The organism is Neobacillus drentensis (assembly GCF_036965425.1).
Classification (GTDB): Bacteria; Bacillota; Bacilli; order Bacillales; family Cytobacillaceae; genus Neobacillus; species Neobacillus drentensis_F.
The window spans coordinates 22,298-49,171 of the sequence record NZ_JBALPP010000053.1 but is presented as its reverse complement, the minus strand read 5'-3'; the positions used below and the strand labels follow the sequence as shown (position 1 = coordinate 49,171).

Genomic DNA, 26,874 nt, shown 5'->3' with positions numbered 1-26,874 from the left:
TTCTCATAAATGTATTTGTCTTAAAAATTTCTTGTTGATTAGTCATTTTACCGAAATAAAATTCCCTTTTCAAATCCGTCCCTCGATAGTTAAAAAAGACTAAATAAATACGGTAAAAAGATTACTATCCCAATAATGACCGAAAGTATAGCATACACAAAAACTGCTCCTGCTGCCAAATCTTTCGCTTGTTTTGCCAGTGGGTGATATTCTAAGGTTGCCAAGTCAACAACCCGTTCTATTGCGGTATTCATTAGCTCAAGCGCAAACATGCCGCCTATTGAAATAAGAACAAACAACCACTCGATCTTTGTAATAGAAAAGAAATACGAAAAGAATAAAACAACTATCGAGCTAACAGCATGAATCCGCATATTTCGCTCCGATTTAAGAGCAGTCAAGATTCCAGTAATCGCATAGGTAAATGACCGAATTAATGGAATAATCTTTTTCTTATCTAATGAGTCCATACTCATTTAAAATATCCTTTTGCAGGGTGAACATTTCTTTTTCTTCTTCCTCGGTCATATGGTCATAACCCAATAAGTGCAAGAATCCATGCACAGCTAAAAAGCCAAGCTCGCGCAAAAAATCGTGTCCATATTCTTCTGCCTGCTCTTTTGCTTTTGGAACTGAGATGATGATATCTCCTAACACACGAGGCATATCAGCCCCAATCAAAGCGACTTCACCTTCTCCCATCTCCTCCATCGCGAAAGAGATAACATCCGTTGGAGCATCCTTATCCCTATATTCACGGTTAATTTCATGAATTCGCTCATTTGAAACAAAAGTGACGGATACTTCACTATGTTCTTCAATGTTTTGTTTATTAGCCGCAAAATTTATTAGTCTCTCAATTTCAAGCATTTGCTCGTCTGATAATTCATTCGTTTCATCAACACTATCAATAAGTAATGTCATGCTTGCTTCACCTTCTTATTCATTTCTGGATATTCGATCCTGGAATGGAAAATTCCCTTCAATGTTTCACATAGAGTGTGGGAAACAATTTCAATCTCCTTCATTGTGATATCACATTCATTTAACTGGCCATCCTGCAGTCGGTCGGCAACTATTTTTTTGACTAACGACTCAATTATTTCCGGCGTAGGTTGTGATAAAGAGCGGACAGCCGCTTCCACGCTGTCCGCGATGCCAACAACAGCAGATTCTTTTGTCTGAGCTTTAGGGCCAGGATAACGAAATTCCTCTTCCTTTATCTCTTCACCATTTTGATTCGCCTTATGATAAAAAAATTTCAATAGCGTTGTACCATGATGCTGCTCGGCGATATCAATAAGTTCTTTTGGCATATGGTATTTCCTCAAAATATTTGAACCATCAATGACATGGGCAATAATGATTTGTGCACTTTTTTCCGGCGGCAAACGATCATGGGGATTGTCATGATGCATTTGATTTTCTATAAAGAAGTTTGGCCTTTTGGTTTTACCAATATCATGATAATAGCTTCCGACTCTTGCTAATAGGCCATTTGCACCTATTGCTTCACAGGCAGATTCTGATAAGTTAGCGACCATCACACTATGATGATATGTACCTGGTGCCTCCATTAAAATCTTTCTAAGGAGTGGATGATTGGGATTAGATAATTCAATTAACCGCATAGTCGACAAAATTCCAAAACTTGTTTCAAAGAACGGAAGTAAACCAATCGTCAGTACGGCTGAACCAATTCCTGAAATTAGGGCCGTAATAAAATAGTACCCATATTCCAGTCCGGTAAATCGGCCATTTGGTATATACATCAAAGCTAAAATAGTCAATAAATTGACAATGGCTGCAAACGAACCAGCTTGGAGAATTTTTGAGCGCTGATTTTGATTTGTCAAAAACAGGATTCCCGCTAAAGCACTAAAGAGAATATAAATTCCCACCGAAAAGTTAAGTGAGCCAGTCACACCCTCATTAAATAAAATGCTTCCGCAAACAGCAAAAATAATCGCCATCAGGATTGCTAGCTTTTCATCAATTAATATTTTAATCAGCATTCCCCCCATTGCAGCAGGGAATAGATAGCCAATCCAAGAATAATTATATACTTGGAGCATGCTAATAATTTTCAAAATAAAAATCGAAAGAGTGAAAATCATTCCGTACAATAACAAATAGGTTTGTCTTTTATCCGGTGCAATTTTCATTTGATAAAAATAATAATAGATGCCAGAAAGAATAATCGCAATTAATACCATTAGACCAATGTATGGTTTAAAGGATTTTTCATTATTAATTAAACCCACGAGCTTTAATTGTCGATAAATATCCTGGTTTATCAGTTCGCCCTCTTCCACAATAATTTGCCCTTGAAGAATTTTTACAGGCTCTACACTTTCTGCTGCCTGCTGTCTTAGCTCCTCTGTCGCAACAGGATCATAAAATTCATTTTGAATGACCGCATATCTTCCCAGTTCGATAGCAGCAAGCCGTAAATTATCGTTCAAAGCCGAAAATTTTAGTTCCTCTTCCACTCTTTTCTTTGCATTTTCAACGTCATCAGCAGAAATTCTATTATTCATCACATTATTAATGGCTGTAACGGTCAAATCCTTTGCAATCGATAACTCATCGTGCCCAGCTTGTACTAAAGCAGAAAAAACTTGATCAGAAAGATCCTTAGTCACATTAGGAGTTAATTTCCCTTTTAATCTTGTTACTTTTTCTTCAACACTAGGTTCTGAATTGGCAGGCTGCTCGTCAGTGGCTGCCGCTTCTTGTTTCTTCATTTCATCCTTAACTTCATCATCTACTTCAATTGCGGATTGGAAGATAGAAGTAATTAAATCCACTCGGTTTTGCGTATATTCCTTTTTTAAGGCATATACATCCTGAACTTGATCAAGAGCATCTTTTCGTTTGTTTTCAGTAGATTTCTTGTCCTCAACGGTCCCTGGGGAACGAATAGTTTTTTCAGCAACAGAAAACAAGCTTAAATCCACTTTTTCAGGCTTTACATTACTAAACAGGGCGGTATATAACAAAGCCCCTAAAACCAGAAAAAATAGAACTCGAAAAAAGGTTATATCGAGCAGCTTCCTTATCCGTATGAAGTATTGCTGCAGTTTATCCAACCCAATCCCTCCAACCACGGCCAATGAAAATTCTGTTTCAATGAGTTTTCAACTGAATTTAGTTAAAAGTACACGTTATGTAAAATGATAACAGTTTTTCTGTCAAGTTTCATCTTTTAATAAAATCAAAAAGGGATAAACCTTTACCGGTGCATCCCTTTAACGAGTGGATTAGTTTTGTTTGGCCTTTTTTTCATAAGCATCGATGATTTTTGCAACCAGAGGATGACGGACAACGTCACTCTGCTCTAAAAAGACAAAGGATAGTCCCTTTACATTTAGGAGGATCTCTTCGGCCATAATTAAACCGGATTTGGCTCCTTTGGGCAGATCAATTTGTGTTTGATCACCGGTAATAACCATTTTAGATCCAAAGCCCAATCTGGTTAAAAACATTTTCATTTGTGCGTGAGTGGTATTCTGAGCCTCGTCTAAAATAACAAAGGCATCATCTAATGTACGCCCTCTCATATAGGCTAATGGAGCAATTTCAATCGTTCCGCGCTCAATTAACCTTTGTGTATGTTCTGCACCTAATACGTCATGCAAAGCATCATAAAGAGGTCTTAAGTAAGGGTCGACCTTCTCTTTTAAATCTCCGGGAAGGAATCCGAGGCTTTCCCCCGCTTCAACAGCTGGCCTCGTTAAGATAATTTTATTTACTTGCCCATTCTTAAGGGCATTGACTGCCATCACAACGGCAAGGTATGTTTTCCCTGTTCCAGCAGGGCCAATACCAAACACCAAGTCATTTTTCTTAATAGCGGTAACATACTGCAGCTGTCCCAGCGTTTTAATTCTTATTGTTTTCCCTTTTACGTTTTTAGCAATTTCTTCATCATACAAATTTACAAAATAATCGAGCGTTCCCTTATTTGCCATTTCGATGGCATAGACAACATCCCGCTGGCTAATGTTAATCCCCTTTCGGATGACAAACATCAAGCGATCTAGAATTTGCCCGGCCAAGGATACCTTGTCCTCATCACCTGACAAACTTACGGATTCACCTCTGGTGATGATCGAAACGCCAAGCTCCTGCTCAATGATTTTTAAATTTTGATCAGAATTTCCTAGCAGCGTAATTGCCTCTGCAGGATTTTCAAGCTGTACATTGATCGTTGTTAATTTTTCTGTCATTCATGAGTCTCCTTGGAAATCGGTGCCCCGACTGCAATGTTTTCTATTATCTTAAAATGGATATCTAGTATAACCTTACCATTTTTAATTGCTTTGTGTAAAATTTTTTCATCTTTAATGATAGCATCTTCATCTAATTGACTTTTTATTTGTTTTTTAGCCAGCTCCAGTGCATTTTGTTCAGCCTCTTCATTCGTATAGGTTCGTGTGAATTCTTCTCGTTCCCGAATGGTTTTATGAATATAGGAAACAGGAAGCTCCCATTTTAAGAAATGAATTTTATGAACATCCTTTTCCGTTTCGAATTTTTTAAAGCCATGTTCTCCAAAGCCCCAAATAGGGACTTCTAACTTCCCAAATGAAAGATAATACTTTTGTTTTTCTTTCCCATTAAAAACATTAAAATTCGTTTTAAAAGGGAGCTCTACATGGCTTTTATACCAGGTTTCTCCCCAAACCTCGCCTTGAGCTGAAACTAATTCCGGTTTTAGGCCATCCTCACCGATTATTCCGGATACTAATAGTTGTCCCGCCTCCACATGATCATTCCTATCTACAACCTTTTGGCCATATTCTATATCCATTTTTACAATGATAGCCTTCTTTTTCGCGATTAGGTTCTGTGGTAATAATTGTTTCTGCTTTTTCGGCTCGTTTTTTTCCACCACTTGCAGGTGGTAGGTTGTCCCGTTTAATTCCACACCAACCCATGTAAGGTCGCCAACATTATTGGTTAACCGTCTTTGAATTCCTTCCACATTATCGACAAAAAACTGGAGCTTACCAATCTTTACACCCATCTTGTCCAATTCTTTACGAATCTGATATTCAGTAGCCGGTTTTGCTCCTTTTATCTCAATTCCCCATATGACATTGGATAAAAGCAAAAGGATGAACAGAAAAATTCCTGCCCCAATTAAAAATCCGCTATTTTTTAATAATCTTTTAAAAAGAAAAGGGACGCCGCTCCTTTGCAAAAAGGAAATGTTACACTCACTATGTCTCGCAAAGTGTCTGATGTTCTTAGCATCCTCAAGTCTCATTTTAAAGGTAATGGTCTCTGTACCATGCCTCTTAATATTCCAAATATGCAAACCGTTTCTGGCTAAAATATTTAAAAAACGTTCAACCCCCTTTCCTGAGACTTTTACCGTTACTCTGCCAAATATAAATTCTATCCACTGGTTCTTCATTTTGCTCCTCCCGGATTATCAGTTATATATATGACCTGATCGATTTTCCCTTCGAGTAACACCTCTTCAGGTAAAAACGTTTTAATAACGAAGGATTTTCCTTTTATCAATAATTGCCCTTGCTTTAAAAGCAGACGGAGTTCTTTGTCTGTGTATGCAAGCAATCCGCGATGATTCTCTATATAAATATGAATCTGCCCAATCATAGTGATACGGGGTAAATCCATCATGACATCTTGAGGAAGATCCATTTTTTTAGCCATCCAATTTCGGACTTTCTGGCCCCATTTTTTCGCCATAAAAAAAGAACCCCCTTTCATCTCATATGTATGAAATGAAATAGGGTTCTAGCACATTTTTCTCCAATAAGATGGATTGTTTTATTCGGTTTCAGCCTGCCTTTTCCTTGGGAAATATGGTTTCCTCGACCGTGGTTCTCCAAGGATTTCGGACCAGATTATGCCGTTGATGATTGAATTTGGATTAGGGGTCTCAAATTCTGGTTCACCATCATTATCTAAAGCAGCATATAAAGGGTCTTTAGTTTTTTCTTTCTTTAGTTGCCCTTGATTAGCTGGATTCGTAAATCCTTTTTGGATGACATCCGATTCCTGTTTAATTTGTTGATAAATTTTTTCTACATCCTGTTTTTTTGGCTGATGAGAATTCTTTTTCTCTTGAACAGGATGTATTCTTCGGTCCGTTTCATTCTGGAATAGGTTTTTAAGCTCATATAAAGTATTCATGGAAAATGATTTGTTTTTTATTGGCAGCTTTTTCCCCTTTTTCTTGCCAAATATAGAGGAGAGAATCCCAATTATTATTAAAAAAACTAAAGTTTCCATACTACCGCCTCCTTTATTTTTTTAGCGGTCGTCTTTCTTCTCACCTGTAATTTTGCCGATGGAGCCCCTCATATCGGTATCAGCCGAAATATTTTTAATGTTCATATAATCCATCACACCAATATTTCCAGATTTAAGCGCTTCTGCCATCGCGAGAGGGACTTCTGCTTCGGCTTCCACTACTTTCGCTCTCATTTCCTGAACTTTTGCCTTCATTTCCTGTTCTTGAGCCACAGCCATTGCCCTGCGTTCCTCTGCTTTTGCCTGAGCTATTTTCTTATCGGCTTCGGCTTGTTCTGTTTGTAATTCTGCACCAATATTCTTGCCGATATCTACATCTGCGATATCAATTGAAAGGATTTCAAAGGCCGTTCCAGCATCCAGACCTTTAGAAAGAACTGTTTGAGAAATCAAATCCGGGTTTTCTAAAACCTTGCTATGGCTATCCGATGAACCAATTGTTGATACAACCCCTTCACCTACACGGGCTACTACTGTTTCTTCACCTGCACCACCAACGAGTCGATCGATATTAGCTCTAACGGTAATTCTTGCTTTTGCTTTCACTTCAATCCCATTCATCGCCACACCAGCAATAAATGGCGTTTCAATCACCTTTGGATTAACACTCATTTGCACCGCTTCTAAAACATCACGTCCAGCCAGGTCAATCGCGGCACAGCGTTCGAAACTTAATTCAATATTTGCCCGGTGTGCTGCTATAAGAGCATTCACCACTCGGTCAACGTTTCCGCCGGCCAAATAATGGCTTTCAAGCTGATTAGTCGTAACATTAAGACCTGCTTTATGAGCTTTAATAAGCGGATTGACCACTTTGCTTGGGGTTACCCTTCTTAAGCGCATCCCGACCAATGTAAAAATGCTAATCCGGACACCTGCTGCAAGGGCTGATATCCAAAGCATTACTGGGACAAATGATAATAAAATTCCTAAAAAAATGAAGACCACAACTACAAGGGCAATAATAAAGATTGTTCCATTTGTGACCATTTTCCAAACCTCCTAATTATTCGATTTCCCTAACGACAATCCGGGCCCCTTCGACTTTAATCACTTTTACGGGGGCATTTTGCTCAATAAACCCGCCCTCACTCACGACATCAATTCGTTCATTCTGAATGATGACTGTTCCAGCAGGCCGTAATATCGTCAGAGCGATGCCCTCCTTACCAATTAAATCGGTACGATTAATATTCGAAACATACCCATCCTCTTTTCTAGCCGACTCTGACAAAACCATCCGATTAAAAAGGACGAGTTTTTTGCCAAAGATCTTAATCATCAAAAAGAAAACAAGAATTGAAATGAAAATAGCGATTAAGATGGATACTCCCATCTGTAAGGCATTTTCCCCTGCTAAAAAGAGACTTAAAATTAAGGCTGCGACACCCAAAGTCCCTGAAATAGCTCCAGGCAGGAAAAACTCCAAAAAGATTAGAAGTATTCCTCCAGCAAATAAGATCAATGTACCGAATCCGGCATATCCCGCTTGGAAATGCGCATAAAAGAATATTAGCAGTGCCAATACACCTATGAAGCCAGCCACACCAAACTTCGCTGAAAAAAGCTCTAAAACAATTCCAACGCCCGCGATTGTTAAAAGAACAATAATCACAATCGGGTCAGTAAGAAACTCAATCATACTTGGGGCCCCCTTTCTTTCTATATAGCCGTTATTAATCAATACGTATGTATGTTAGAAAAGTTTCACTATTAATAAAATTAAAAGACCACAAGCTCTTGAGCTTGTGGTCTTAATGTCAGAATACTTATGAAAGGTGTTGTTGTACAAATTTATTTACAAGTGATCCATCTGCCTTGCCCTTTACTTTAGGCATAATCGCAGCCATCACTTTTCCCATATCCGCTTTTGATTTTGCGCCGACTTCAGAAATCGTTTGTGTTACAATTTCTGACAGCTCTTCTTCAGAAAGCTGTTTCGGTAAATACAGCTCGACAACTGCTAGTTCTGCACGCAATTTTTCAACTAGGTCTTCACGACCAGCCTTATCAAATTCATGGAGGGAGTCTTTGCGTTGTTTTACTTCGCGAGAAAGGACCGTTAACTCCACATCTTCGGATAGTTCTTTTACTCCAAGCTTAATGGCTTCATTTTGCAATGAAGATTTAACCATCCGAATAACAGAGAGTTTGTCTTTTTCCTTGTTTTTCATCGCTTGTTTCATGTCATTATTTAAACGCTCGAGAAGACTCATGATTACACCCTCTCTTAAAACTTACGTTTTCTTGCTGCTTCAGACTTTTTCTTACGTTTTACACTTGGCTTTTCGTAGAATTCGCGCTTTCTTGCCTCTTGCAAAGTACCAGTTTTTGATACTGTACGTTTGAAGCGACGAAGAGCATCTTCAAGCGATTCGTTTTTACGAACGACGGTTTTAGACATTCTCTTTCCCTCCCTCCGAAACACAACACACTTACATTCAATCCATGTACCTTGCAATTATAATATAACCTTGATACAAGGTCAACTGAAATTCGCAGTGTAAAAAATGCTTTTTATTTTTTATGCATGTTTAAAACAAAATTATCATAGCCTATCTTTATTTTTGCAGCAAGGTGGCATGTCCCTTCATCAGCGGCCATACAATGAAGGGAGGGGGGCCTTAGACATGCTATACATATTATTATTTGTCCTTTGTATTTTATTATTTATTTTTGGAATGACCATTATAAGATTTGGCTTATTTAATTTATCTGCAAATAAATTGAAAACATGGCTGATTAAACTAACCAGTTCTCCATTAAAGGGAATGCTGACGGGAACCTTTGTAACGGCCCTGTTGCAAAGCAGCTCAGCTGTAATGGTGATCACCATTGGATTAATTTCAGCAAAGATTATGACATTCCCACAGTCAATTGGTATCATTCTTGGTACCAATATTGGGACTACCTTTAAAACAGAGTTAATTACCTTTAATTTGGATGCCATCCTTGTTCCTTTGGCTATTTGCGGCGCCGTCTTGATTTTGTTTAAAAACAAGAAGGCGCGGAGTATTGGAATGTTGATATTTGGAATCGCCTCTGTTTTTACAGCAATGAAGGGCTTCGAATTATTGGCTCATCCTTTAACTTCGATGGACATTATTAATAAATTTATTTTGTCCATTAACGACAATATTTTCTTAAGCTTATTAACAGGGACTATTATTACGGCCATTATTCAGTCTAGTACGGCAATGACCGGAATCGCCATGGGTTTTTTAACGGCAGGATCGCTTCAGCTGGACGCGGGAATTGCCATTGTACTTGGAGCAAATATTGGGACTTGTATTACGGCCGTTATCGCCTCTATCGGGGGAGGAAAGGAATCCAGATTGGCAGCTTTCGCTCATGTTTGGCTAAATGTAATTGGTGTCTTGTTATTTATTCCGTTGATTCCGACTTTAACGGATCATGCCCTATTACTAGCTAATCGAAAAGATGTGCAATTAGCACATATTAGTGTGATTTTTAATGTAGTATCCTCCATGCTCATCCTTCCTTTTGCAACTAAATTTGGTGAAATGATATTATTTTTACACGATAGGAAACCAAATAAATAAGACGGCCATATTCGGCCGTCCTTCTTTAATAATCTGCAGTCACTTTTAGTCCATTAATAATCGCTACACTTGAACTGGCCCCAATCCTTGTGGCACCAGCTTCAATCATCATCTGAGCATCCTCAGTACTACGAACACCGCCAGAAGCTTTCACACCAATATCTGGCCCAACTGTCTTTCTCATTAAGGCAATATCCTCAAAAGTTGCTCCTCCAGTTGAAAATCCAGTGGATGTTTTCACATAATCAGCACCTGCTTTTACTGATAATTCGCAGGCACGAATTTTTTCATCTTTCGATAAAAGACTTGTTTCAATAATTACCTTCGTAAGTGCTTTGCCTTTCGCTGCATCTACGACGGCACGAATGTCGCTTTCTACAAATTCATCATTCTTATCCTTTAAAGCACCAATATTAATGACCATATCCACTTCATCCGCGCCATGATCAATCGCATTTTTAGTTTCAAACGCTTTTGTTTCGGGAGTGGAAGCCCCAAGAGGAAAGCCAATAACAGTACATACCTTCACAGCACTTCCTTGTAATAATTCCTTTGCTGTACTGACCCATGTTGGGTTTACACAAACAGAAAAGAAATCGTTTTCTCTAGCCTCTTTGCAAAGCGTTTCGATTTGATCTCTAGTCGCCTCAGGCTTTAGTAAAGTATGGTCAATCATTGCAGCAACATTATTAGCCATTTTACAAGCTCCCTCCAATTTAGATAAGAAAGAAATATGCTGCTTAAAATAGTATGCCCTGAACCAAAAGAAAAAAGGACCTATATTGGTCCTTAGATTGCTGCTTCTTTACTTGTAAATATTTCTTCTTTTACTAATTTTGTGTCCTCAACCACACGGACAAACTGCCCTTCATTGTAAGGGTAGCCTGCTTTAGTAATTTTTACTTTAACGATTTTTCCGATCATATCTTCTGTTGCAGGGAAAACGATCTTTAGATAATTATCTGTATAGCCTACAAATAATCCTGATTTGCCTTCTTCGTTAAATGCCTCTTCCGGAATCACTTCTAATACTTCGCCTTCAAACGTGGAGGCGTATTCTTTAGCCAATTGATCAGAAAGGGAAATTAAGCGATGTACCCGCTCATTTTTTACCTCTTCATCCACTTGGTCGTCCATCCGGGCAGCCGGAGTACCCGTGCGTTTTGAGTATGGGAATACGTGTAGTTCAGAAAATTTATGTTCGTTAATAAAATTATAAGTCTCCATGAACTCTTCCTCAGTTTCACCAGGGAAGCCGACTATAACATCAGATGTAACAGCAAGACCAGGGAGTACCTCTTTTAACCGGTCTAATCTTTCACCAAAGAACTCCATTGTATATTTACGGCGCATTCTTTTTAAAACCGTATTTGAACCTGATTGCAACGGAATATGCAAATGGCGGACAATAATATTCGAATGTTTGATTACCTCAATGACTTCATCGGTAATCTGGCTTGCCTCAATTGATGAAATGCGCAGTCGCTCTATACCTTTTACTTCTGCTTCTAAATCACGGAGTAAAGCTGCGAGATTATAATCCTTCATGTCTTCACCATAACCACCTGTATGAATTCCAGTTAAAACGATTTCTTTGTAACCGGCATCCACTAGCTGTTGTGCTTGGCGAATGACTTCTTTTGGGTCGCGGGATCTCATTAAGCCGCGGGCCCATGGAATAATACAGAAGGTACAGAAATTATTGCAGCCTTCTTGAATCTTTAAAGATGCACGTGTTCTATCTGTAAACGAAGGAACATCAAGTTCTTCATAAACACGATTTTTCATAATATTACCGACACCATTAATCGGCTGGCGTTCAACCTTGTACTGCTCAATATAATCAAGCATTTTTATACGATCTTGTGTACCTACAACAATATCCACACCAGGGATGGCCATTATTTCCGCTGGAGACGTTTGTGCATAACAGCCTGTTACACAAATTACGGCATCAGGATTTTTTCGCACAGCTCGTCTAATTACCTGACGGCTTTTTTTATCTCCAGTGTTGGTTACTGTACATGTATTGATAATGTATACGTCCGAGATGGATTCAAACTCAACTCGGTCATAACCTTCTTGCTTAAATAATTGCCAGATTGCTTCAGTTTCATAGTGATTTACTTTACATCCAAGTGTATGAAATGCAACTGTTGGCATTGATTGTTCACCTCATTAATTCAAAATGGTAGGAAATCGCCGCGAGCGCATATAACGGCGCGGTTTCCGTTCTCAATATTCGCGGCCCTAATCCACACAAGTTAAAACCGTTGTCTTTAAAGGCTTTGACCTCTTCTTCTGATAATCCTCCTTCAGGACCAAACACGATCAGGAGGGATTCCCCGCTTTGCATTTTCTGAAGTGTTGCAGAAAAAGTAGACGTTTCACCACTTCTGCTTTCATCTTCAAATGCCGCTAATTTATAATTAAATTCCTTACTTTTTTCAAGCAAAGCTTTGAAATTCATCGGATTCAAAACTTGGGGTACAAGATTGCGATGCGATTGTTCTGCAGCTTCTTTAGCAATCTTTTGCCATCGCTCTATTTTCTTAGCTGCTTTTTTCTCATCCCATTTCACAATTGACCGAGCGGCAGAGTATGGGAGGAACTGATGTGCGCCTAATTCTGTTCCTTTTTGAATAATCCACTCAAGCTTGTCCCCTTTAGGGAGCCCGCTGGCAATTGTAATTGAAATCGGAAGCTCTGAAATCTCCATTTTCCATTGTACAACGTCTGCAACGACTCTTTCATCGGTAATTTCTGCAATTTTGCAGACAGCGGATTTTCCATCCGGGTCGACACAAATGATTTGTTCACCAATATCCATGCGCATAACCTTAATTATATGATGGCGGTCATCAGCATCAATAACAAAACGGTCTTCATTTGCTCGGTCTTTAACAAAGTAGCGTTGCACACGATGCACCCTCTCTAAAAACATTTTACGCCTTATTTTACTAAATGTAAGTTCATTTTGAAAGCAGAAAAAGGGGTTAATCCCCCTTTTCTCAAATAGTTATTTCCTTTTTGCAATAATGGCAACCCAATCTTCCATCAAAATGGTTTCAGTGATTTCAAAGCCTGCACTTACAATTGCTTCTTTAACTAACTCTTTCTTCTGCTGAATGATTCCCGATGCAATAAATGACCCGCCAGGCTTAACCACCCGCGCAACATCGTCTGTAAAGCGCAAAATCACTTCAGCTAAAATATTCGCAACAATGACATCCGCTGAATTTTCCTCAACACCATCCAGCAGATTGTTTTGCGAAATGGTAACCGTATCACTGACTTTATTTAATTTAATATTTAATTTGGCCTGTGTCACAGCCACTTCATCAAGATCATACGCCCGAACATCCTCAGCACCAAGCTGCGCCGCAGCAATGCTTAAAACACCTGAGCCCGTTCCAACATCAATAACCCGGTCTCCTGGAAGGACTGTCCGTTCAAGTGCTTGTATACACATAACCGTTGTCGGGTGGGTTCCAGTCCCAAAAGCCATGCCTGGATCCAATTCAATGATTAATTCGTCGCTGCTGACAGGTTCATAAATCTCCCATGTAGGGACAATTGTAAATTTCTCAGAAATTTTAACTGGATTATAATATTTTTTCCAGGCTGTTGCCCATTCCTCTTCATTTACTTCACTGATGGTGACTTGATTTAAACCTAAATCGATATCATAAATAATTAAATTATTAATCGATTCTTTAATGGCCTCGACTGTTTCACCTAGAAAGCTGTTAACTGGAAGATATGCTTTTACGATTACGCCTTCTTCCGGATAGTCATCAGGATTGAGTTGGTAGATTTCACCGAATTGATCTACCCTTTCCTTTGTCAATTCGAATGGATCTTCAATCACTACACCGCTCGCCCCAGCTTCATGCAATATATGTGAAATAGGTTCGATCGCTTCATTTGTTGTGTGGATACTAATTTCTGACCACTTCATTCTACCAACTCCAATCCTTACTCGCCTTTAAAGGCACGTTTTACTTTTGAGAAAAAACTTTCTTCATGTTCACCTATTGGCGCCGAACCACTGGCTTCAGCAAACTCACGCAAGACCTGTTTTTGTTTATCATTGAGCTTGGTTGGGGTAATGATGCGTACCTGAATATGCTGATCACCAACACCGTATCCACGGACATTCGGAACCCCTTTACCTTTCAGGCGGAATCTCGTTCCCGTTTGTGTTCCAGCTGGTACCTTCAGCTTCACTTTACCATGCAGGGTTGGGACTTCAATTTCATCACCTAGAGTAGCTTGCACAAATGTGATCGGCATCTCGCAGTAAATATCATCGCCATCCCTTTCAAAAAACTCATGCTGACGGACTTGGAAGACAACATAAAGGTCTCCGGCTGGTCCTCCATTGATGCCCGCTTCTCCTTGCCCAGACATTCTTAATTGCTGGCCATCGTCAATTCCCGCTGGGATTTTCACATGGATTTTCTTGCGTTTCTTCACTTTTCCTGTTCCGCCGCAGGTTGAACATTTATGTTTAATTTCTTTACCAGATCCATTACAGTGATGGCATGTGCGACGGTTCACAATTCTGCCAAATGGAGTATTCTGTTCAACATTTAATTGCCCTGACCCCTGGCAATGCTTACATGTTTCGGCTTTAGTCCCAGGTTTAGCCCCAGAACCGCTGCAGGTACCACATGTTTCTTCACGAGGAATTTCAATATCGGTCTCTTTTCCAAACGCTGCTTCTTCGAAGGAAATCGTCATTGTATATTGCAGGTCTGCTCCTTGTCTTGGAGCATTCGGATCACGTCTTCTTGAGCCGCCGCCACCGCCAAAGAAGGTGTTAAAGATGTCTTCAAAACCGCCAAAGCCGCCGCCGAAATCACTGCCGCCGCCAAAACCTTGATTTGGATCGGTATGGCCAAATTGGTCATAATGAGCCTTTTTCTGATCGTCACTTAAGACTTCATATGCTTCAGCAATTTCTTTAAATTTATCAGCTGCATCTGGCTCTTTATTAATATCTGGATGATACTTTTTTGATAGTTTACGATATGCCTTTTTTATTTCATCCTTTGAAGCGCCCTTAGCTACACCTAGCACCTCATAGTAATCCCGTTTACTCATGATTACCACTCCCGAATCTTTCACATAAAGATTATTCTAACATCGTTATTAGTGCTATTGCAATAAAAAAGCCAAAGCAGCTAAACTGACTTTGGCTTTTATCTTTATTTTCACAGCCTATTACTTATCATCTTTAACTTCTTCAAATTCTGCATCAACAACGTTATCGCTCTTGCCAGCTGTGCTGCCGCTCTCTTGACCGCCTTGCTGCGCTTGTGCTGCCTGCTCATATAGCTTAACTGTCAAAGCTTGAACGATTTCTTGAAGAGCATCCTTTTTAGTACGGATTTCATTAAGATCATTCTTCTCAATGGCTTGTTTTAAAGCATCCTTTGCATCATTAGCTTTCGCAACTTCAGCAGCGTCCACCTTGCCTTCAAGATCTTTTAATGTCTTTTCAGTTGTGAAGACAAGTTGGTCAGCTTCATTGCGAAGCTCTACTTCTTCTTTACGTTGTTTGTCAGCTTCTGCATTTTCTTCTGCTTCTCTGACCATCTTTTGAATTTCTTCATCAGATAGACCAGTTGATGATTTAATTGTAATTTGTTGTTCTTTATTTGTGCCAAGGTCTTTCGCACGAACGTTTACAATACCGTTTTTATCAATATCAAAAGTAACTTCGATTTGCGGAATTCCACGTGGTGCTGGTGGAATATCTGACAACTGGAAGCGTCCTAATGTTTTATTATTTGCAGCCATTGGACGTTCCCCTTGAAGAACATGGATATCAACAGCAGTTTGATTGTCTGCAGCGGTAGAGAATACTTGCGACTTTGATGTAGGTATAGTTGTATTACGGTCAATTAGTTTTGTAAAGACGCCACCCATAGTTTCAATACCAAGTGATAATGGAGTTACGTCTAGTAAAACAACATCCTTCACATCACCAGTGATAACGCCGCCTTGAATGGCAGCACCCATTGCAACCACTTCGTCAGGGTTTACACCTCGGTGCGGTTCTTGACCTGTAGCTTTTTTAATTGCCTCTTGAACAGCAGGAATACGTGTTGAACCACCTACAAGGATTACTTTATCAATCTGTGAAGGAGTTAAACCTGCATCACTTAAAGCTTGACGTGTAGGGCCCATAGTGCGCTCCACAAGATCTGCTGATAGTTCTTCAAATTTAGCACGGGACATGCTGACTTCAAGGTGAAGCGGGCCTGCAGGTCCAGCCGTGATAAATGGCAATGAAATTTGCGTTGAAGTTACACCTGAAAGGTCTTTTTTCGCTTTTTCAGCTGCATCCTTTAAGCGCTGCAATGCCATTTTATCTTGAGAAAGGTCAATACCATTTTCTTTCTTGAATTGCTCTACTAAGTAATCAATAATAACTTGGTCAAAATCATCTCCACCAAGACGATTATCCCCAGCAGTTGCTTTTACTTCGAAAACGCCGTCACCAAGTTCAAGAATGGAAACGTCAAATGTACCGCCGCCAAGGTCATAAACTAGAATCGTTTGGTCTTGGTCCGTTTTATCTAAACCGTATGCAAGTGCAGCAGCTGTTGGCTCGTTGATAATCCGTTCAACTTCAAGACCGGCAATCCTGCCTGCATCCTTTGTAGCTTGACGCTCAGCATCATTGAAATAAGCAGGAACAGTAATAACCGCTTTTGTAACGGGTTCGCCAAGATAGTCTTCTGCATAAGACTTTAAATATTGAAGGATTGCGGCAGAAAGTTCTTGAGGAGTATAGTTTTTCCCTTCAACCTCCACTTTGTAATCAGTGCCCATATGGCGTTTAATAGAAATAATCGTATTTGGATTTGTAATAGCTTGGCGTTTTGCCACTTCCCCTACCTGACGTTCGCCATTTTTAAAGGAAACAACAGAAGGTGTTGTGCGGTTTCCTTCTGGATTAGGGATAACTTTTGGTTCTCCGCCTTCAAGTACAGAAACACATGAGTTTGTTGTACCAAGGTCAATACCGATAATTTTACTCATTACCTTTTCCTCCTAGATAAAATATGTAAACTTTTATTGATTGACTTTAACCATAGATGGCCGGATGACTCTATCTTTTAATAGATAACCCTTTTGAAACTCCTCAATGACAATATTGGAACCATAATTTTCATCTTCCCCCTGCATGACTGCCTGGTGCTGATGTGGATCAAATTCCTTGCCAACCGCTTCAATTGGTTCAACACCTTCTTTTTTTAAGGCATCTACCAAACTGCGGAATACCATGTCCATTCCTTGCAAAAGAGATTTTGTTTGCTCATTGTCAGCTTCCACTTTCAATGCTCTTTCAAAATTATCTAAAGCAGGTAGCAAATCCGTAATTAATTTTTGTGCTCTATATTTTTCACTCGCTTCTAGATCGAGTCTAGTACGGCGACGGAAATTATCAAAATCTGCTTGAAGACGAAGATAACGATTATCTGCTGCATCTAACTTTTCCTGAAGCATTTGAATTTCTTTTAGTTGTTCTTCAAGAGGGTTCACCGCTTCTTGTTCAACATTTTCTTCTTCAGCAAAAACTGGCTCAGCCACTTCTTCTTCAGTAAGTTCAACTTTTTCATTTAATGATTCTACTTCTTCATTGATGGTATTGTTCTTTTCATTTGTCAACTTACTCACCTCCCTTAAAGAATTACTCGCAAGCTAAATTAAAATACATTTCCATGGTAAAGGGGGTGAAATAAACAGGCATTTCACCCTTACTCAATATTACCAGTGCTAATTATTTTGATACAGCTTAGTTAAGACTTCAGTTAAATCATGACTTAATAATTGTAGCAGACTGATGACTCGGGAATATTCCATTCTGGTAGGTCCAAGAATCGCGATTGTTCCTAAATTTTCTGCTCCAACAGAATAAGAAGCCGTAATTAAGCTGCAATTATCCATGGCACTTACATTATTTTCTTTGCCTATTTTCACATTGATTCCAGAGGAGTTTTTCCTTATTAAATTATAAATCCACTCTTCCTGATCAATCATCGTTAAAAGACTCCGAATTTTTGTAATATCATGGAATTCTGGCTGACTTAACATATTGGTTTTTCCGCCAAAGAATAACTTTTCATTAATTGGCATTTTAAAGGATTCACCAATGGTGTGAAGCATTAAATCATAATTATGGATATGCTGCCTTAAAAGAACAGCTACCTCTTTATAAATCTTATCGTTCAGATCTTCGAGTGAAACTCCTGCTAAACGATCATTCAATATATTCACCGTTTTTTCCAAATCACTAATATCTATAGACGGTGGTAATGAAAAGGAGCGGTTCTCAACATGCCCTGTATCCGTAACAAATATAGCGACCGCTGTTTCTTTGTTTAACGGAATGATTTGTATCCTTTTTAACTTATTAATACTCACAGCCGGCCCTAGAACGATTGATGTATAATTAGTTAAATCCGATAGAATTTTAGCAGATCTTTGAATGATTTTTTCAAACTCAAAAATTTTCTCAGCAAAAATCGATTGAATGATTGAAATATCCTGCTGATTTAAAACCTGAGGCGAAAGCAAATGATCTACATAATAACGATAACCTTTTTCAGAAGGCACACGACCTGATGAGGTATGCGTCTTTTCAATAAACCCCATTTCTTCAAGGTCAGCCATTTCATTGCGAATCGTCGCTGAACTAAAGGAGATTTCCTCTTTTTTCGACAGACTTCTTGAGCCGACAGGTTGTGCAGATCGAATAAAGTCATCAACAATAACCTGAAGAATTAACAATTGACGATCTGTTAACAACATTCATCACCTCTGTTAGCACTCCATGTTACCGAGTGCTAATTATATTAATAAATTATCAAAAAAGGGGGGATGGTGTCAATCATTACACATCACATACTCCTAAAAAGGTTTGAAAAACTTCATTTCCTAAAAGACGCCCCTTTTTAGTTAAATATATATGATCATCAGAGACTTCAATCCAATGTTTCGCAGCAAGCTCCTCAAGCTGATGTTTAAATATTTCTAGAGGATTTCGGTCAAATTTTCCGGTGAAATGAGAGATCGAAACTCCGGCTGTCTTACGCAGCCCCAGGAACATCTCCTCTTCCATTTGTTCCGAAATGCTTACTTGATTTTCCTCCAAAATAGGCATTTCACCTTTTGTTATGAGATCCATATATCTTTTCAAGGGACCCACGTTTGAACGCCTTATTCCATTTAAATAACTATGTGCTCCAGCTCCAAAACCATAATAGTGTTCATTATTCCAATAGGTAAGATTATGCCTGCTTTCATAGCCAGGCTTTGAAAAATTACTAATTTCATACTGAGAAAATCCGTTTTTTTCCATTTCTTCCATTAATAATTCATACATTGCTGCTTCTGCATCTTCACCTGGAGTCGGCAGACTACCTTTTTTCAATAAATTATAAAAAACTGTTTTTGGTTCAATAATTAGCGAATAGGCGGAATAATGAGTTATATCGAGCGTGAAGGCCTCTGTTAAAGATTCCTTTAAGTCTGCAATTGTTTGAGTTGGCAGGCTGAAAATAAGATCAATACTGATATTCTCAAAGCCTACGGATTTTGCATTTTCAACCGATTGGTATACTTCTTTCGCCCGATGCACACGGCCAATTTTTTTTAGCAATTCTTCATTAAATGTTTGGACACCCAGACTAATTCGGTTTACACCTGCATCCTTTAATATTTGCAGTTTTTCCTTTGATAAATCTCCTGGATTCGCTTCAAAAGTAAACTCCAAATCTGTGCTCTTCGGTAATCGTTTATTTATACTTTCACAAAATCGCTGCAGCTGCTGCTCATTTAAGGACGTTGGTGTGCCACCGCCTACAAAAATGGTTTCCAGTTCATCTGTTGGAAATTTTTGAAGTGTCAACTCCATTTCGCGATCCAGTGCCTGTAGGTATTCATCAACCGGCTGTCCTTTCAAAAACACTTTATTAAAATCACAATAATGACAGATATGCTCACAGAAAGGGATATGAAGGTATGCTGCTTTTATCAAGTTTTTCACTTCCTAATAAAAAGAGGCAGGGTTCACCATATTTGGCTAGTCCTTACCTCTCTTTCATGTTTATTTTTTTGTATTATTATCGTCCATTTTTAAGACGGCCATGAAGGCTTCCTGCGGTACTTCAACAGAGCCAACTTGTTTCATCCGCTTCTTACCTTCTTTTTGCTTTTCCAACAGCTTCCGTTTACGAGAGATATCTCCCCCATAACATTTAGCCAATACGTTTTTACGCATTGCTTTAATCGTTGAACGAGCAACAATTTTTTGACCAATTGCAGCCTGAACAGGTACTTCAAATTGCTGCCTTGGAATTAATTCCTTTAGTTTTTCAACAATTACTTTTCCTCGTTCATAAGCAAAATCCTTATGCACAATGAAGCTTAAGGCATCAACTTTTTCAGAGTTTAACAATATATCCATTTTAACCAGACTAGATGGTTTGTAACCAATTAATTCATAGTCAAAAGACGCATATCCCCTTGTGCCAGATTTCAATTGATCAAAGAAATCATAAACTATTTCTGCCAATGGAATTTCATAAATAATACTTACGCGATTTTCCCCTTGGTATTGCATATCAATAAAGATTCCGCGTTTTAATTGGCAAAGCTCCATAATCGCCCCTACATATTCATTAGGAGCCATCATGGTTGCTTTTACATAAGGCTCTTCTACCCGATCAATTTTCTGAGGATCCGGTAAATTAGACGGGTTATCTACCTTTAATTCAGTTCCATCTGTCATGTGTACGTGATAAATAACACTTGGTGCAGTGGTAATTAAGTCTATTTTAAATTCACGCTCAATCCGCTCTTGAATGATTTCCATATGAAGAAGACCTAAGAAACCACAACGGAAACCAAAACCAAGCGCTTGGGATGTTTCCGGTTCAAATTGAAGGGCGGAATCATTTAACTGAAGCTTTTCAAGGGCTTCACGAAGGTCATTAAATCTAGCTGTATCGATTGGATAAAGTCCACAATACACCATTGGATTTAGTTTCCGGTAACCAGGAAGAGGTTCTGTCGTTCCATTTTTGGCATTCGTAATTGTATCACCAACACGAGTATCCCCGACATTTTTAATCGATGCTGTTAAAAAGCCAACATCACCAACGGTTAATTCATCAAGTAACGTTGTTTTAGGAGTAAATACTCCAACTTCATTTACTTCGAACTCTTTTCCAGTGGCCATCATTTTAATCTTATCGCCGACTTTTACTGATCCTTCAACGACACGGATATAGGCAACAACACCACGATAGGCATCATATAATGAATCGAAAATGAGAGCCTTTAATGGTGCTTCAGGGTCTCCAGTTGGAGCCGGAACAGTCTTTACTACTTGTTCAAGGATATCTTCAATACCAATTCCTGCTTTAGCAGATGCTAAAACTGCTTCGGAGGCATCTAAGCCAATTACTTCTTCAATTTCATTTCGAACCCTTTCAGGTTCAGCACTAGGCAAGTCTATTTTATTAATAACAGGTAGAATTTCAAGGTTGTTATCGAGGGCAAGGTAAACGTTCGCTAGTGTCTGTGCTTCTATTCCTTGTGCTGCATCTACGACCAAAATCGCCCCTTCGCAGGCAGCAAGGCTCCTTGATACCTCATACGTAAAATCGACGTGCCCTGGTGTATCAATTAAATGGAAAATATATTCTTCTCCATCTTTTGCTTTATATTTAAGCTGGACGGCATTTAACTTAATCGTAATGCCTCGTTCTCGTTCAAGATCCATTGAATCGAGCAGCTGGTCTTTCATTTCACGTGATGAAAGAGCATTGGTTTTCTCTAAAATCCGATCTGCCAATGTTGATTTACCATGGTCAATATGGGCAATAATCGAAAAATTTCTAATCTTTGATTGTCGTTTGAGTTTTTCTTCTTTGTTCATGTCGTTCACTCCTACTATACTCGCACATGTACACTATTTTTGATTATATCAGCAGGGAAATCAAGATTCAATTAAAATCGAAAAGCGGAAGCGCCTTGCTCAGGGGCGACAAGCATTAGACAAGCTGGCGGGAAGGTTGTTCTTTAACCTTCTCGACCTCGAGCCCCAAGGCGCTGGAGCTGGACAATCGAAAAGCGGCCTATGTAATCGGCCGCTTTCAAAAATTTTCATTCGGTAATTTGTTTGATCAGTTTTCCAGAGGCACCTGAGAGCCCGTCCGATAATTTCTTTCCCATTGAGGAAAAAAAATTAAAAGCACTTATTTCTTCAAGCTTCTTCTTTTTTGCTTCTATATCATGACTGGAAACATCCTTCCCGAGAAAGGTTGCATTTAAGTCTTTGTCCGTTTCATTGATGGAAACAGCATTTTGAAAATTCGGATCATCATAGCCTTTCATTTTATGAATTCCATCATTAGCTAATTGCATTCCTGCTAAAACGGAGATAAACATAAGCGCTGCAACCCCTAAGCTTTTTAGCATGAACATCTTCATAAGCATGCTCCCTACTTCTATTGTTTATTCGTTGATTGTTCAACATCCTGATTAACCTTTTCGGCCTGCCAGAAATATTCACTAAACACGTCGGCCAGCGCATCGGCAGAACGATTTAATTCATCGAATGTATTATCTACACCGCCAAATTCGATTAAGATCGCATTATCTGAAAGGTTTTGATTATAAACTGCATTTCCACCCATTTTTACGATCACACCCCTGCTCAAACCCTTATATTTTTTTTGCAAAAGGTTATGGAGTTCAGTTGCTAACTTTTCATTTTTTTCATGATTCGCATTTTTGCCGCCAATAATAAATGCAAGCTTTGCGTAGGCCTTGCCATTAATGGTAACAGTTGTTTGAGGTTTCCGTTTAGAATCTCGATGAATATCGATAAAATAATGTAAATCACGATCTGTCGCCATTGCCGTTTGTACAATTGAGCGGGATTCTTGGTAAGAATTCACATAATTTAATCCTTTTTTATTTAAGTTCGCCTGTACATCTGTCTTATCTAAAAAGGTTCCAATTCCTCTATCCTCTAAACTTGTTTTTAGATGATCGCCAATTTTTGTCACGTTGATTTGCGAATGATAGGCTAAATCCGGGTTGGTGACACCTTTAAGATATGGTAAATAGGATTCCCGGTTATGTGTGAAGTAAAGGTATACTACTTTTCGATCTCCTGTTGTCTGCCCAGGTGTTGGACGAGGATTCTCATCATCCGGCTTGTCCAAACCCTCTACATTTTGCAAGGCTGCCTCACGTTCCGCTTTCATAATTTGGATTGGCGGCGAGGATTCTATCGGCATATTGGTGTAATTCGTTCCCTCACCAGCCACAACAATTTGTCCATCAAATTGAAAAAATCCAGGCAATTCCCGGCCAAGCAAACTTCGTGGATCATTCAAATTAATATTGCTTGACAGCTTAAATACTAAATTGGTTAATTTAGGGGCAGTTGTCCAATTGTTATCAACCTTTAAAAAATGATGATTTTCCCAACCCATCAATTGATACAACAGTTCACCGTTCACCTTCATGGTCGCTTGGTTAACGGAAGTCGACATTAATCGATATTGTGGTTTTAACGAGGTTAACAACCCACTTATAGAGAAAATCAATAGCAAAAACACAAAAAGTGCTGCACCGGCTTTCAATAGACTTGTCCCTTGCACCATTACAAACGTTCCTGAAGATTTAGATTTCATGGTTCCACCTCGCAAAACGGATTCTAGTAAATCCTATGACATTGCTAGAGTTGGTAGAACCACATTTTTAAAAATAAGAGATTTCATCGAGGGGCCAAAATGGCCCCTTAAATATATGCTATCTCGTATAGTATCCAGCATTCTCCTGATCAACCGCACTGTGGAGCGAGGAATTCAATCCATTGGCAATTAAATTAGCCATATCTTCAATAAATACATCGACTTCCTTAGGTGTAACCATTAAATTGTGGCCAAGCGGGGATAAAACTTCATAAATTAACTTTCTTTTCTCCTCATCAGGGAGTGTCCCAATCATTCCAAGAAAGGTTTTCCGATGCTTTTCTTCAGGCATATCTTCTTCTGTCAACTTGCGTCGTTCACCAAAGCTCATTCCTGCCGGAGCAAGTGCACGTGATGGACGATTTCCTTCCTTCATCTCTTTACCAAAATGTTTTAGAATGAAGTCAATCGTGTCACTTGTAATGGAAACTGCATCCACCACTGTGGGTACACCAATGGCGATTACAGGAATTCCTAATGTTTCTTTACTTAATTCCTTTCGTTTGTTCCCAACCCCTGAACCAGGATGTATGCCTGTATCGGAAATTTGAATGGTAGAATTAACCCTTTCGATTGAACGAGATGCCAAGGCATCAATCGCAATCACGAAATCAGGCTTTGTTTTTTCTACCACCCCAAAAATAATATCGCTCGTTTCAATTCCTGTTAACCCCATTACGCCAGGTGAGAGAGCACTGACAGAGCGATATCCTTCCTCAACATTTTCCGGCTGGAGTTGAAAAAGGTGACGTGTAACCAGAAGATTTTCACAAACCATGGGTCCCAGCGCATCTGGCGTTACATTCCAGTTCCCCAGCCCAACAACAAGACAGGAATCGGTTTTTTTAATTCCTGAACCTTCTATAAAATGAGAGAATTCTTTGGCAAAAATCTCCTCAACCTTTTGCTGCACCTCTGTGTTCTGCTGGCGAATCCCTTGAACTTCCAAAGTTAAATACCTGCCAGCTTTTTTTCCAAGCTGCTCTTCACCTTGTTTTGTAACCTCTACTAATGAGATTTTTATATCATCAACATCTTTTTCTTTGATGATGACGCCTTCAATTTGTGAAAGATCTTCCTCCTGCTGTACAGATCCACCTCTGCCAGCAAGCACCATTTCCCTTGCTTCAATCGCTAAATCTGTTCGAACAGAATACTGACTTAAGTCGACAGACTCACCCATTTCAGATCACTCCAATCAAAAAAATTTCCTTAAATATAGAAACTATTTCCTATTTTTACCCCTTTTCGATAAAAACATGCAGGGTAAACTAACTAACAAGGTAATTTCTATATTGCAATATAGGGTCCCATTTGATAAAATATCTCTTGTTGCGAATTATGAATAATGAATGTTAAGTCGAGTTCATATAGTCTCGATTCTTTGTAGGAGGTGAAAGTAATGCCTAACATTAAATCTGCTATTAAGCGTGTAAAAACAAGCGAAGCTCGTAATGCTCAAAATACAACTGCTAAATCTGCAATGCGTACTGCTGTTAAGAAAGCAGAAGCTGCTATTTCAACAAACGATGCAGCTGCTGCAAACGAAACATTAGTAACTGCTGCTAGTAAATTAGACAAGGCTGCTGCAAAAGGTCTTATCCATAAGAACGCTGCTGCTCGTAAAAAATCTCGTCTAATGAAAAAAGCTAACTCTCTATAATAAAAAAAAACGGTTCCTTATTTAAAGGAATCGTTTTTTTTATTTCTTTAAGCGAAACAATAGCATTTCGATTAATAAGGATTTATTCATTCCACCCGTTTTCATCTGATAGTCTGCTTCGGCAAGAAGGCCCATCAAATGGGATAAGTCCTCATCAGTAAAGCTGGCTGCCTGTCCGAGAGCAAGCTTTACACGGAACGGGTGAGTTTTCAAATATCCCGCAATTTGCTGTTGACCGTATCCTCTTCTTGAGAGCTCTTTTACCTGATAAATCAATCTAAATTGGCCAGCCAGAAGAGCGAGTATTTTAATCGGTTCCTCATTTTGTTTTAATAAATCAAAATAAATTCTTAATGCTTCATCAAGTTTCCGCTGAACTACTTTTTCAACTAAGGTAAAAATGTTTTGCTCAAGTGACCTTGCCACTAATTGCTCAACAATCGTTATATCAATTGTTTTTTTCTCTGCAGCATATAAAGCCAGTTTTTCTATTTCACTAGAAAGCATAAACATATTAGTTCCGCTAAGTGCCAGCAATTGATCAATTGCGTCTTGCTCGAATTCAATTCCACTGGATTTCGCCCTTGTTTTCACCCAGTTTTTTAGTTCAAACTCATTTAATTTCTTCGCTTCTACTATTTCAGCGTTCCTTTTCAGTTCTTTTGTGATTTTCTTTCGTTCATCCAATTTCTCATACGGAGCAGAAATAACCATGATCGTGTATGGTGCCGGCTCCTTTAGATATGCCTCAAATCGTGTTAAATTATGGTCCACTTTTTCTTTTGTTTTTTCGGCCGTTAAAAAAACAGGATTATGTAAAAAAATAACCTTTCTATCACCAAGAAAAGGGAAGGTTTCTGCATCTTCTAAGGCTATTTCGATAGGTGTTTCCTCTAAATCATAAGCAGCAAAATTAAATTCCTTCTCCTCTTCCCCTAAAACACTGTTTAAAAGGAGTTGTTTTGTTTCATTGATTAAAAATGCCTCTGTTCCATATAATAAATAAATAGGGGCAAATTCCCTTTGCTTTATTTTTTTCCAAACATCTAATACCATTTGCCAAGCGCTCCCCTTCAATTCACTCACATATTATCGTAAAGAAGCTTGGACGATTTGACAAGTACTTAAAGGGAATTAGCGCTTTCTAAAAAGTGCCAATTCCCGATCTATAATGAACGCAGCATCAAGGCCCTAGGAACTTCTTAATGCTTGCGGAATTTCTTTGTAGTCATAGTGTAGCCCGCGGCTAATCAAACTATTTTGACAACACTTGTCAGTTATTAAAAGCAATTTGAGGCAGGCTGGATTTTTTCAAGCGAATGGCTTATACTATATCTTGAAATAGGAGGGGTAAATTGTGAACGAATTTGAAAAAAACATTATAAGTAAACGTAACGATGCAATTGATTCTGGAGTTGGCTTTGGGGTTTCTTTTGGCTTTTTTGCCATTATGTTTATTATTGCAACAGTCATTAAACTAATCGGATCTTAATAAATAGCTACATATGATTAACTAAAAAGGGCTGCAGTAAATGCAGTCTTTTTTAGTTCTGGGTTAATTGCTATA

28 protein-coding genes are annotated in these 26,874 nt (G+C 38.9%); 3 read left to right on the top strand and 25 right to left on the bottom strand.

What is annotated here, in order from left to right; translation table 11 throughout:
* Positions 1-89 precede the first annotated feature (89 nt).
* The 11 genes from V7161_RS15365 to rpsU all read right to left on the bottom strand — a co-directional run bounded on the left by V7161_RS15365 (position 90) and on the right by rpsU (position 8,695).
* On the bottom strand, positions 90-476 hold the full coding sequence (locus V7161_RS15365) for a diacylglycerol kinase family protein (RefSeq protein ID WP_335713863.1): 387 nt from the start codon (positions 474-476) through the stop codon (positions 90-92).
* Complete coding sequence (gene ybeY, locus V7161_RS15360) at positions 454-924, bottom strand: rRNA maturation RNase YbeY (protein WP_223591325.1); 471 nt, start codon at positions 922-924, stop codon at positions 454-456. Before ybeY ends, V7161_RS15365 begins: the two co-directional genes overlap by 23 nt.
* Positions 921-3,092: an HD family phosphohydrolase gene (locus V7161_RS15355; protein WP_335713862.1), complete on the bottom strand. Its 2,172-nt coding sequence runs from the start codon at positions 3,090-3,092 to the stop codon at positions 921-923. The genes ybeY and V7161_RS15355 overlap by 4 nt, the downstream gene beginning before the upstream one ends.
* A 171-nt stretch (positions 3,093-3,263) precedes the next feature.
* Positions 3,264-4,232, bottom strand: a complete 969-nt coding sequence (locus V7161_RS15350; RefSeq protein WP_335713861.1) for a PhoH family protein — start codon at positions 4,230-4,232, stop codon at positions 3,264-3,266.
* Positions 4,229-5,425, bottom strand: coding sequence for a sporulation protein YqfD (gene yqfD / locus V7161_RS15345; RefSeq protein ID WP_335713860.1), 1,197 nt, complete (start codon positions 5,423-5,425; stop codon positions 4,229-4,231). Before yqfD ends, V7161_RS15350 begins: the two co-directional genes overlap by 4 nt.
* On the bottom strand, positions 5,422-5,724 hold the full coding sequence (gene yqfC, locus V7161_RS15340) for a sporulation protein YqfC (RefSeq protein WP_223591321.1): 303 nt from the start codon (positions 5,722-5,724) through the stop codon (positions 5,422-5,424). The genes yqfD and yqfC overlap by 4 nt, the downstream gene beginning before the upstream one ends.
* Before the next feature lie 81 nt (positions 5,725-5,805).
* Positions 5,806-6,270, bottom strand: a complete 465-nt coding sequence (locus V7161_RS15335) for a hypothetical protein (protein ID WP_335713859.1) — start codon at positions 6,268-6,270, stop codon at positions 5,806-5,808.
* Positions 6,271-6,291: 21 nt separating this feature from the next.
* Positions 6,292-7,281 (bottom strand): flotillin-like protein FloA, encoded by a 990-nt coding sequence (gene floA / locus V7161_RS15330; RefSeq protein ID WP_335713858.1) that lies wholly within the window; start codon positions 7,279-7,281, stop codon positions 6,292-6,294.
* Positions 7,282-7,297: 16 nt separating this feature from the next.
* Positions 7,298-7,933: an NfeD family protein gene (locus tag V7161_RS15325; RefSeq protein WP_335713857.1), complete on the bottom strand. Its 636-nt coding sequence runs from the start codon at positions 7,931-7,933 to the stop codon at positions 7,298-7,300.
* A gap of 127 nt (positions 7,934-8,060) precedes the next feature.
* Positions 8,061-8,507: a GatB/YqeY domain-containing protein gene (locus tag V7161_RS15320; RefSeq protein WP_335713856.1), complete on the bottom strand. Its 447-nt coding sequence runs from the start codon at positions 8,505-8,507 to the stop codon at positions 8,061-8,063.
* 14 nt (positions 8,508-8,521) lie between these two features.
* On the bottom strand, positions 8,522-8,695 hold the full coding sequence (gene rpsU / locus V7161_RS15315; protein ID WP_007087607.1) for a 30S ribosomal protein S21: 174 nt from the start codon (positions 8,693-8,695) through the stop codon (positions 8,522-8,524).
* Positions 8,696-8,921: 226 nt separating this feature from the next.
* Between rpsU and V7161_RS15310 the strand changes: the two genes are divergently transcribed.
* Entirely contained in the window at positions 8,922-9,854 is a 933-nt protein-coding gene (locus V7161_RS15310) for a Na/Pi symporter (RefSeq protein WP_335713855.1), read from the top strand.
* A 25-nt stretch (positions 9,855-9,879) separates the two neighbouring features.
* Here the strand turns inward: V7161_RS15310 and deoC are convergent, their stop codons facing one another.
* The 13 genes from deoC to gpr form a co-directional block, all read right to left on the bottom strand.
* Entirely contained in the window at positions 9,880-10,551 is a 672-nt protein-coding gene (deoC, locus tag V7161_RS15305) for a deoxyribose-phosphate aldolase (protein ID WP_335713854.1), read from the bottom strand.
* Positions 10,552-10,643: 92 nt separating this feature from the next.
* Complete coding sequence (gene mtaB / locus V7161_RS15300; protein WP_335713853.1) at positions 10,644-12,017, bottom strand: tRNA (N(6)-L-threonylcarbamoyladenosine(37)-C(2))-methylthiotransferase MtaB; 1,374 nt, start codon at positions 12,015-12,017, stop codon at positions 10,644-10,646.
* Between the two features lie 7 nt (positions 12,018-12,024).
* Positions 12,025-12,774: a 16S rRNA (uracil(1498)-N(3))-methyltransferase gene (locus V7161_RS15295; protein WP_335713852.1), complete on the bottom strand. Its 750-nt coding sequence runs from the start codon at positions 12,772-12,774 to the stop codon at positions 12,025-12,027.
* Between the two features lie 99 nt (positions 12,775-12,873).
* Positions 12,874-13,815 carry a 50S ribosomal protein L11 methyltransferase gene (gene prmA, locus V7161_RS15290; protein ID WP_335713851.1) on the bottom strand — a complete coding sequence of 314 codons (942 nt, stop codon included), beginning with the start codon at positions 13,813-13,815 and terminating at the stop codon, positions 12,874-12,876.
* 17 nt (positions 13,816-13,832) lie between these two features.
* Positions 13,833-14,963, bottom strand: coding sequence for a molecular chaperone DnaJ (gene dnaJ, locus V7161_RS15285; protein ID WP_335713850.1), 1,131 nt, complete (start codon positions 14,961-14,963; stop codon positions 13,833-13,835).
* A 120-nt stretch (positions 14,964-15,083) separates the two neighbouring features.
* On the bottom strand, positions 15,084-16,910 hold the full coding sequence (dnaK, locus tag V7161_RS15280; RefSeq protein WP_335713849.1) for a molecular chaperone DnaK: 1,827 nt from the start codon (positions 16,908-16,910) through the stop codon (positions 15,084-15,086).
* A gap of 33 nt (positions 16,911-16,943) precedes the next feature.
* Positions 16,944-17,540 (bottom strand): nucleotide exchange factor GrpE, encoded by a 597-nt coding sequence (grpE, locus tag V7161_RS15275; RefSeq protein WP_335713848.1) that lies wholly within the window; start codon positions 17,538-17,540, stop codon positions 16,944-16,946.
* A 108-nt stretch (positions 17,541-17,648) separates the two neighbouring features.
* On the bottom strand, positions 17,649-18,680 hold the full coding sequence (hrcA, locus tag V7161_RS15270; protein WP_335713872.1) for a heat-inducible transcriptional repressor HrcA: 1,032 nt from the start codon (positions 18,678-18,680) through the stop codon (positions 17,649-17,651).
* A gap of 85 nt (positions 18,681-18,765) precedes the next feature.
* On the bottom strand, positions 18,766-19,911 hold the full coding sequence (gene hemW, locus V7161_RS15265; RefSeq protein ID WP_335713847.1) for a radical SAM family heme chaperone HemW: 1,146 nt from the start codon (positions 19,909-19,911) through the stop codon (positions 18,766-18,768).
* A 69-nt stretch (positions 19,912-19,980) separates the two neighbouring features.
* Complete coding sequence (lepA, locus tag V7161_RS15260) at positions 19,981-21,816, bottom strand: translation elongation factor 4 (RefSeq protein ID WP_335713846.1); 1,836 nt, start codon at positions 21,814-21,816, stop codon at positions 19,981-19,983.
* A gap of 227 nt (positions 21,817-22,043) precedes the next feature.
* Positions 22,044-22,370 (bottom strand): DUF3679 domain-containing protein, encoded by a 327-nt coding sequence (locus tag V7161_RS15255; protein WP_335713845.1) that lies wholly within the window; start codon positions 22,368-22,370, stop codon positions 22,044-22,046.
* 17 nt (positions 22,371-22,387) lie between these two features.
* A complete protein-coding gene (gene spoIIP / locus V7161_RS15250) occupies positions 22,388-23,584 on the bottom strand; it encodes a stage II sporulation protein P (protein ID WP_335713844.1) in 1,197 nt (398 codons plus the stop codon).
* A gap of 118 nt (positions 23,585-23,702) precedes the next feature.
* Complete coding sequence (gene gpr / locus V7161_RS15245; RefSeq protein WP_335713843.1) at positions 23,703-24,827, bottom strand: GPR endopeptidase; 1,125 nt, start codon at positions 24,825-24,827, stop codon at positions 23,703-23,705.
* A gap of 219 nt (positions 24,828-25,046) precedes the next feature.
* Here gpr and rpsT point away from each other — a divergent pair, with 219 nt between their 5' ends.
* On the top strand, positions 25,047-25,307 hold the full coding sequence (rpsT, locus tag V7161_RS15240) for a 30S ribosomal protein S20 (RefSeq protein WP_335713842.1): 261 nt from the start codon (positions 25,047-25,049) through the stop codon (positions 25,305-25,307).
* Positions 25,308-25,346: 39 nt separating this feature from the next.
* Here rpsT and holA read toward each other — a convergent pair whose 3' ends face one another.
* Positions 25,347-26,363, bottom strand: coding sequence for a DNA polymerase III subunit delta (gene holA, locus V7161_RS15235; protein ID WP_335713841.1), 1,017 nt, complete (start codon positions 26,361-26,363; stop codon positions 25,347-25,349).
* A gap of 301 nt (positions 26,364-26,664) precedes the next feature.
* Between holA and V7161_RS15230 the strand changes: the two genes are divergently transcribed.
* Positions 26,665-26,799 (top strand): YqzM family protein, encoded by a 135-nt coding sequence (locus V7161_RS15230; RefSeq protein WP_223591290.1) that lies wholly within the window; start codon positions 26,665-26,667, stop codon positions 26,797-26,799.
* The last annotated feature ends 75 nt before the right edge of the window (positions 26,800-26,874 follow it).

Bases quoted from the DNA above. Each gene is read 5' to 3' on its own strand.
- dnaK (WP_335713849.1), bottom strand. From the start codon at position 16,910: ATGAGTAAAATTATCGGTATTGACCTTGGTACAACAAACTCATGTGTT.
- holA (WP_335713841.1), bottom strand. From the start codon at position 26,363: ATGGTATTAGATGTTTGGAAAAAAATAAAGCAAAGGGAATTTGCCCCT.
- V7161_RS15325 (WP_335713857.1), bottom strand. From the start codon at position 7,933: ATGATTGAGTTTCTTACTGACCCGATTGTGATTATTGTTCTTTTAACA.
- rpsU (WP_007087607.1), bottom strand. From the start codon at position 8,695: ATGTCTAAAACCGTCGTTCGTAAAAACGAATCGCTTGAAGATGCTCTT.
- mtaB (WP_335713853.1), bottom strand. From the start codon at position 12,017: ATGCCAACAGTTGCATTTCATACACTTGGATGTAAAGTAAATCACTAT.
- V7161_RS15255 (WP_335713845.1), bottom strand. From the start codon at position 22,370: ATGAAGATGTTCATGCTAAAAAGCTTAGGGGTTGCAGCGCTTATGTTT.
- V7161_RS15320 (WP_335713856.1), bottom strand. From the start codon at position 8,507: ATGAGTCTTCTCGAGCGTTTAAATAATGACATGAAACAAGCGATGAAA.
- lepA (WP_335713846.1), bottom strand. From the start codon at position 21,816: ATGAACAAAGAAGAAAAACTCAAACGACAATCAAAGATTAGAAATTTT.
- V7161_RS15365 (WP_335713863.1), bottom strand. From the start codon at position 476: ATGAGTATGGACTCATTAGATAAGAAAAAGATTATTCCATTAATTCGG.
- V7161_RS15350 (WP_335713861.1), bottom strand. From the start codon at position 4,232: ATGACAGAAAAATTAACAACGATCAATGTACAGCTTGAAAATCCTGCA.
- dnaJ (WP_335713850.1), bottom strand. From the start codon at position 14,963: ATGAGTAAACGGGATTACTATGAGGTGCTAGGTGTAGCTAAGGGCGCT.
- gpr (WP_335713843.1), bottom strand. From the start codon at position 24,827: ATGGGTGAGTCTGTCGACTTAAGTCAGTATTCTGTTCGAACAGATTTA.
- ybeY (WP_223591325.1), bottom strand. From the start codon at position 924: ATGACATTACTTATTGATAGTGTTGATGAAACGAATGAATTATCAGAC.
- prmA (WP_335713851.1), bottom strand. From the start codon at position 13,815: ATGAAGTGGTCAGAAATTAGTATCCACACAACAAATGAAGCGATCGAA.
- V7161_RS15310 (WP_335713855.1), top strand. From the start codon at position 8,922: ATGCTATACATATTATTATTTGTCCTTTGTATTTTATTATTTATTTTT.
- deoC (WP_335713854.1), bottom strand. From the start codon at position 10,551: ATGGCTAATAATGTTGCTGCAATGATTGACCATACTTTACTAAAGCCT.
- yqfC (WP_223591321.1), bottom strand. From the start codon at position 5,724: ATGGCGAAAAAATGGGGCCAGAAAGTCCGAAATTGGATGGCTAAAAAA.
- spoIIP (WP_335713844.1), bottom strand. From the start codon at position 23,584: ATGAAATCTAAATCTTCAGGAACGTTTGTAATGGTGCAAGGGACAAGT.
- yqfD (WP_335713860.1), bottom strand. From the start codon at position 5,425: ATGAAGAACCAGTGGATAGAATTTATATTTGGCAGAGTAACGGTAAAA.
- rpsT (WP_335713842.1), top strand. From the start codon at position 25,047: ATGCCTAACATTAAATCTGCTATTAAGCGTGTAAAAACAAGCGAAGCT.
- floA (WP_335713858.1), bottom strand. From the start codon at position 7,281: ATGGTCACAAATGGAACAATCTTTATTATTGCCCTTGTAGTTGTGGTC.
- V7161_RS15335 (WP_335713859.1), bottom strand. From the start codon at position 6,270: ATGGAAACTTTAGTTTTTTTAATAATAATTGGGATTCTCTCCTCTATA.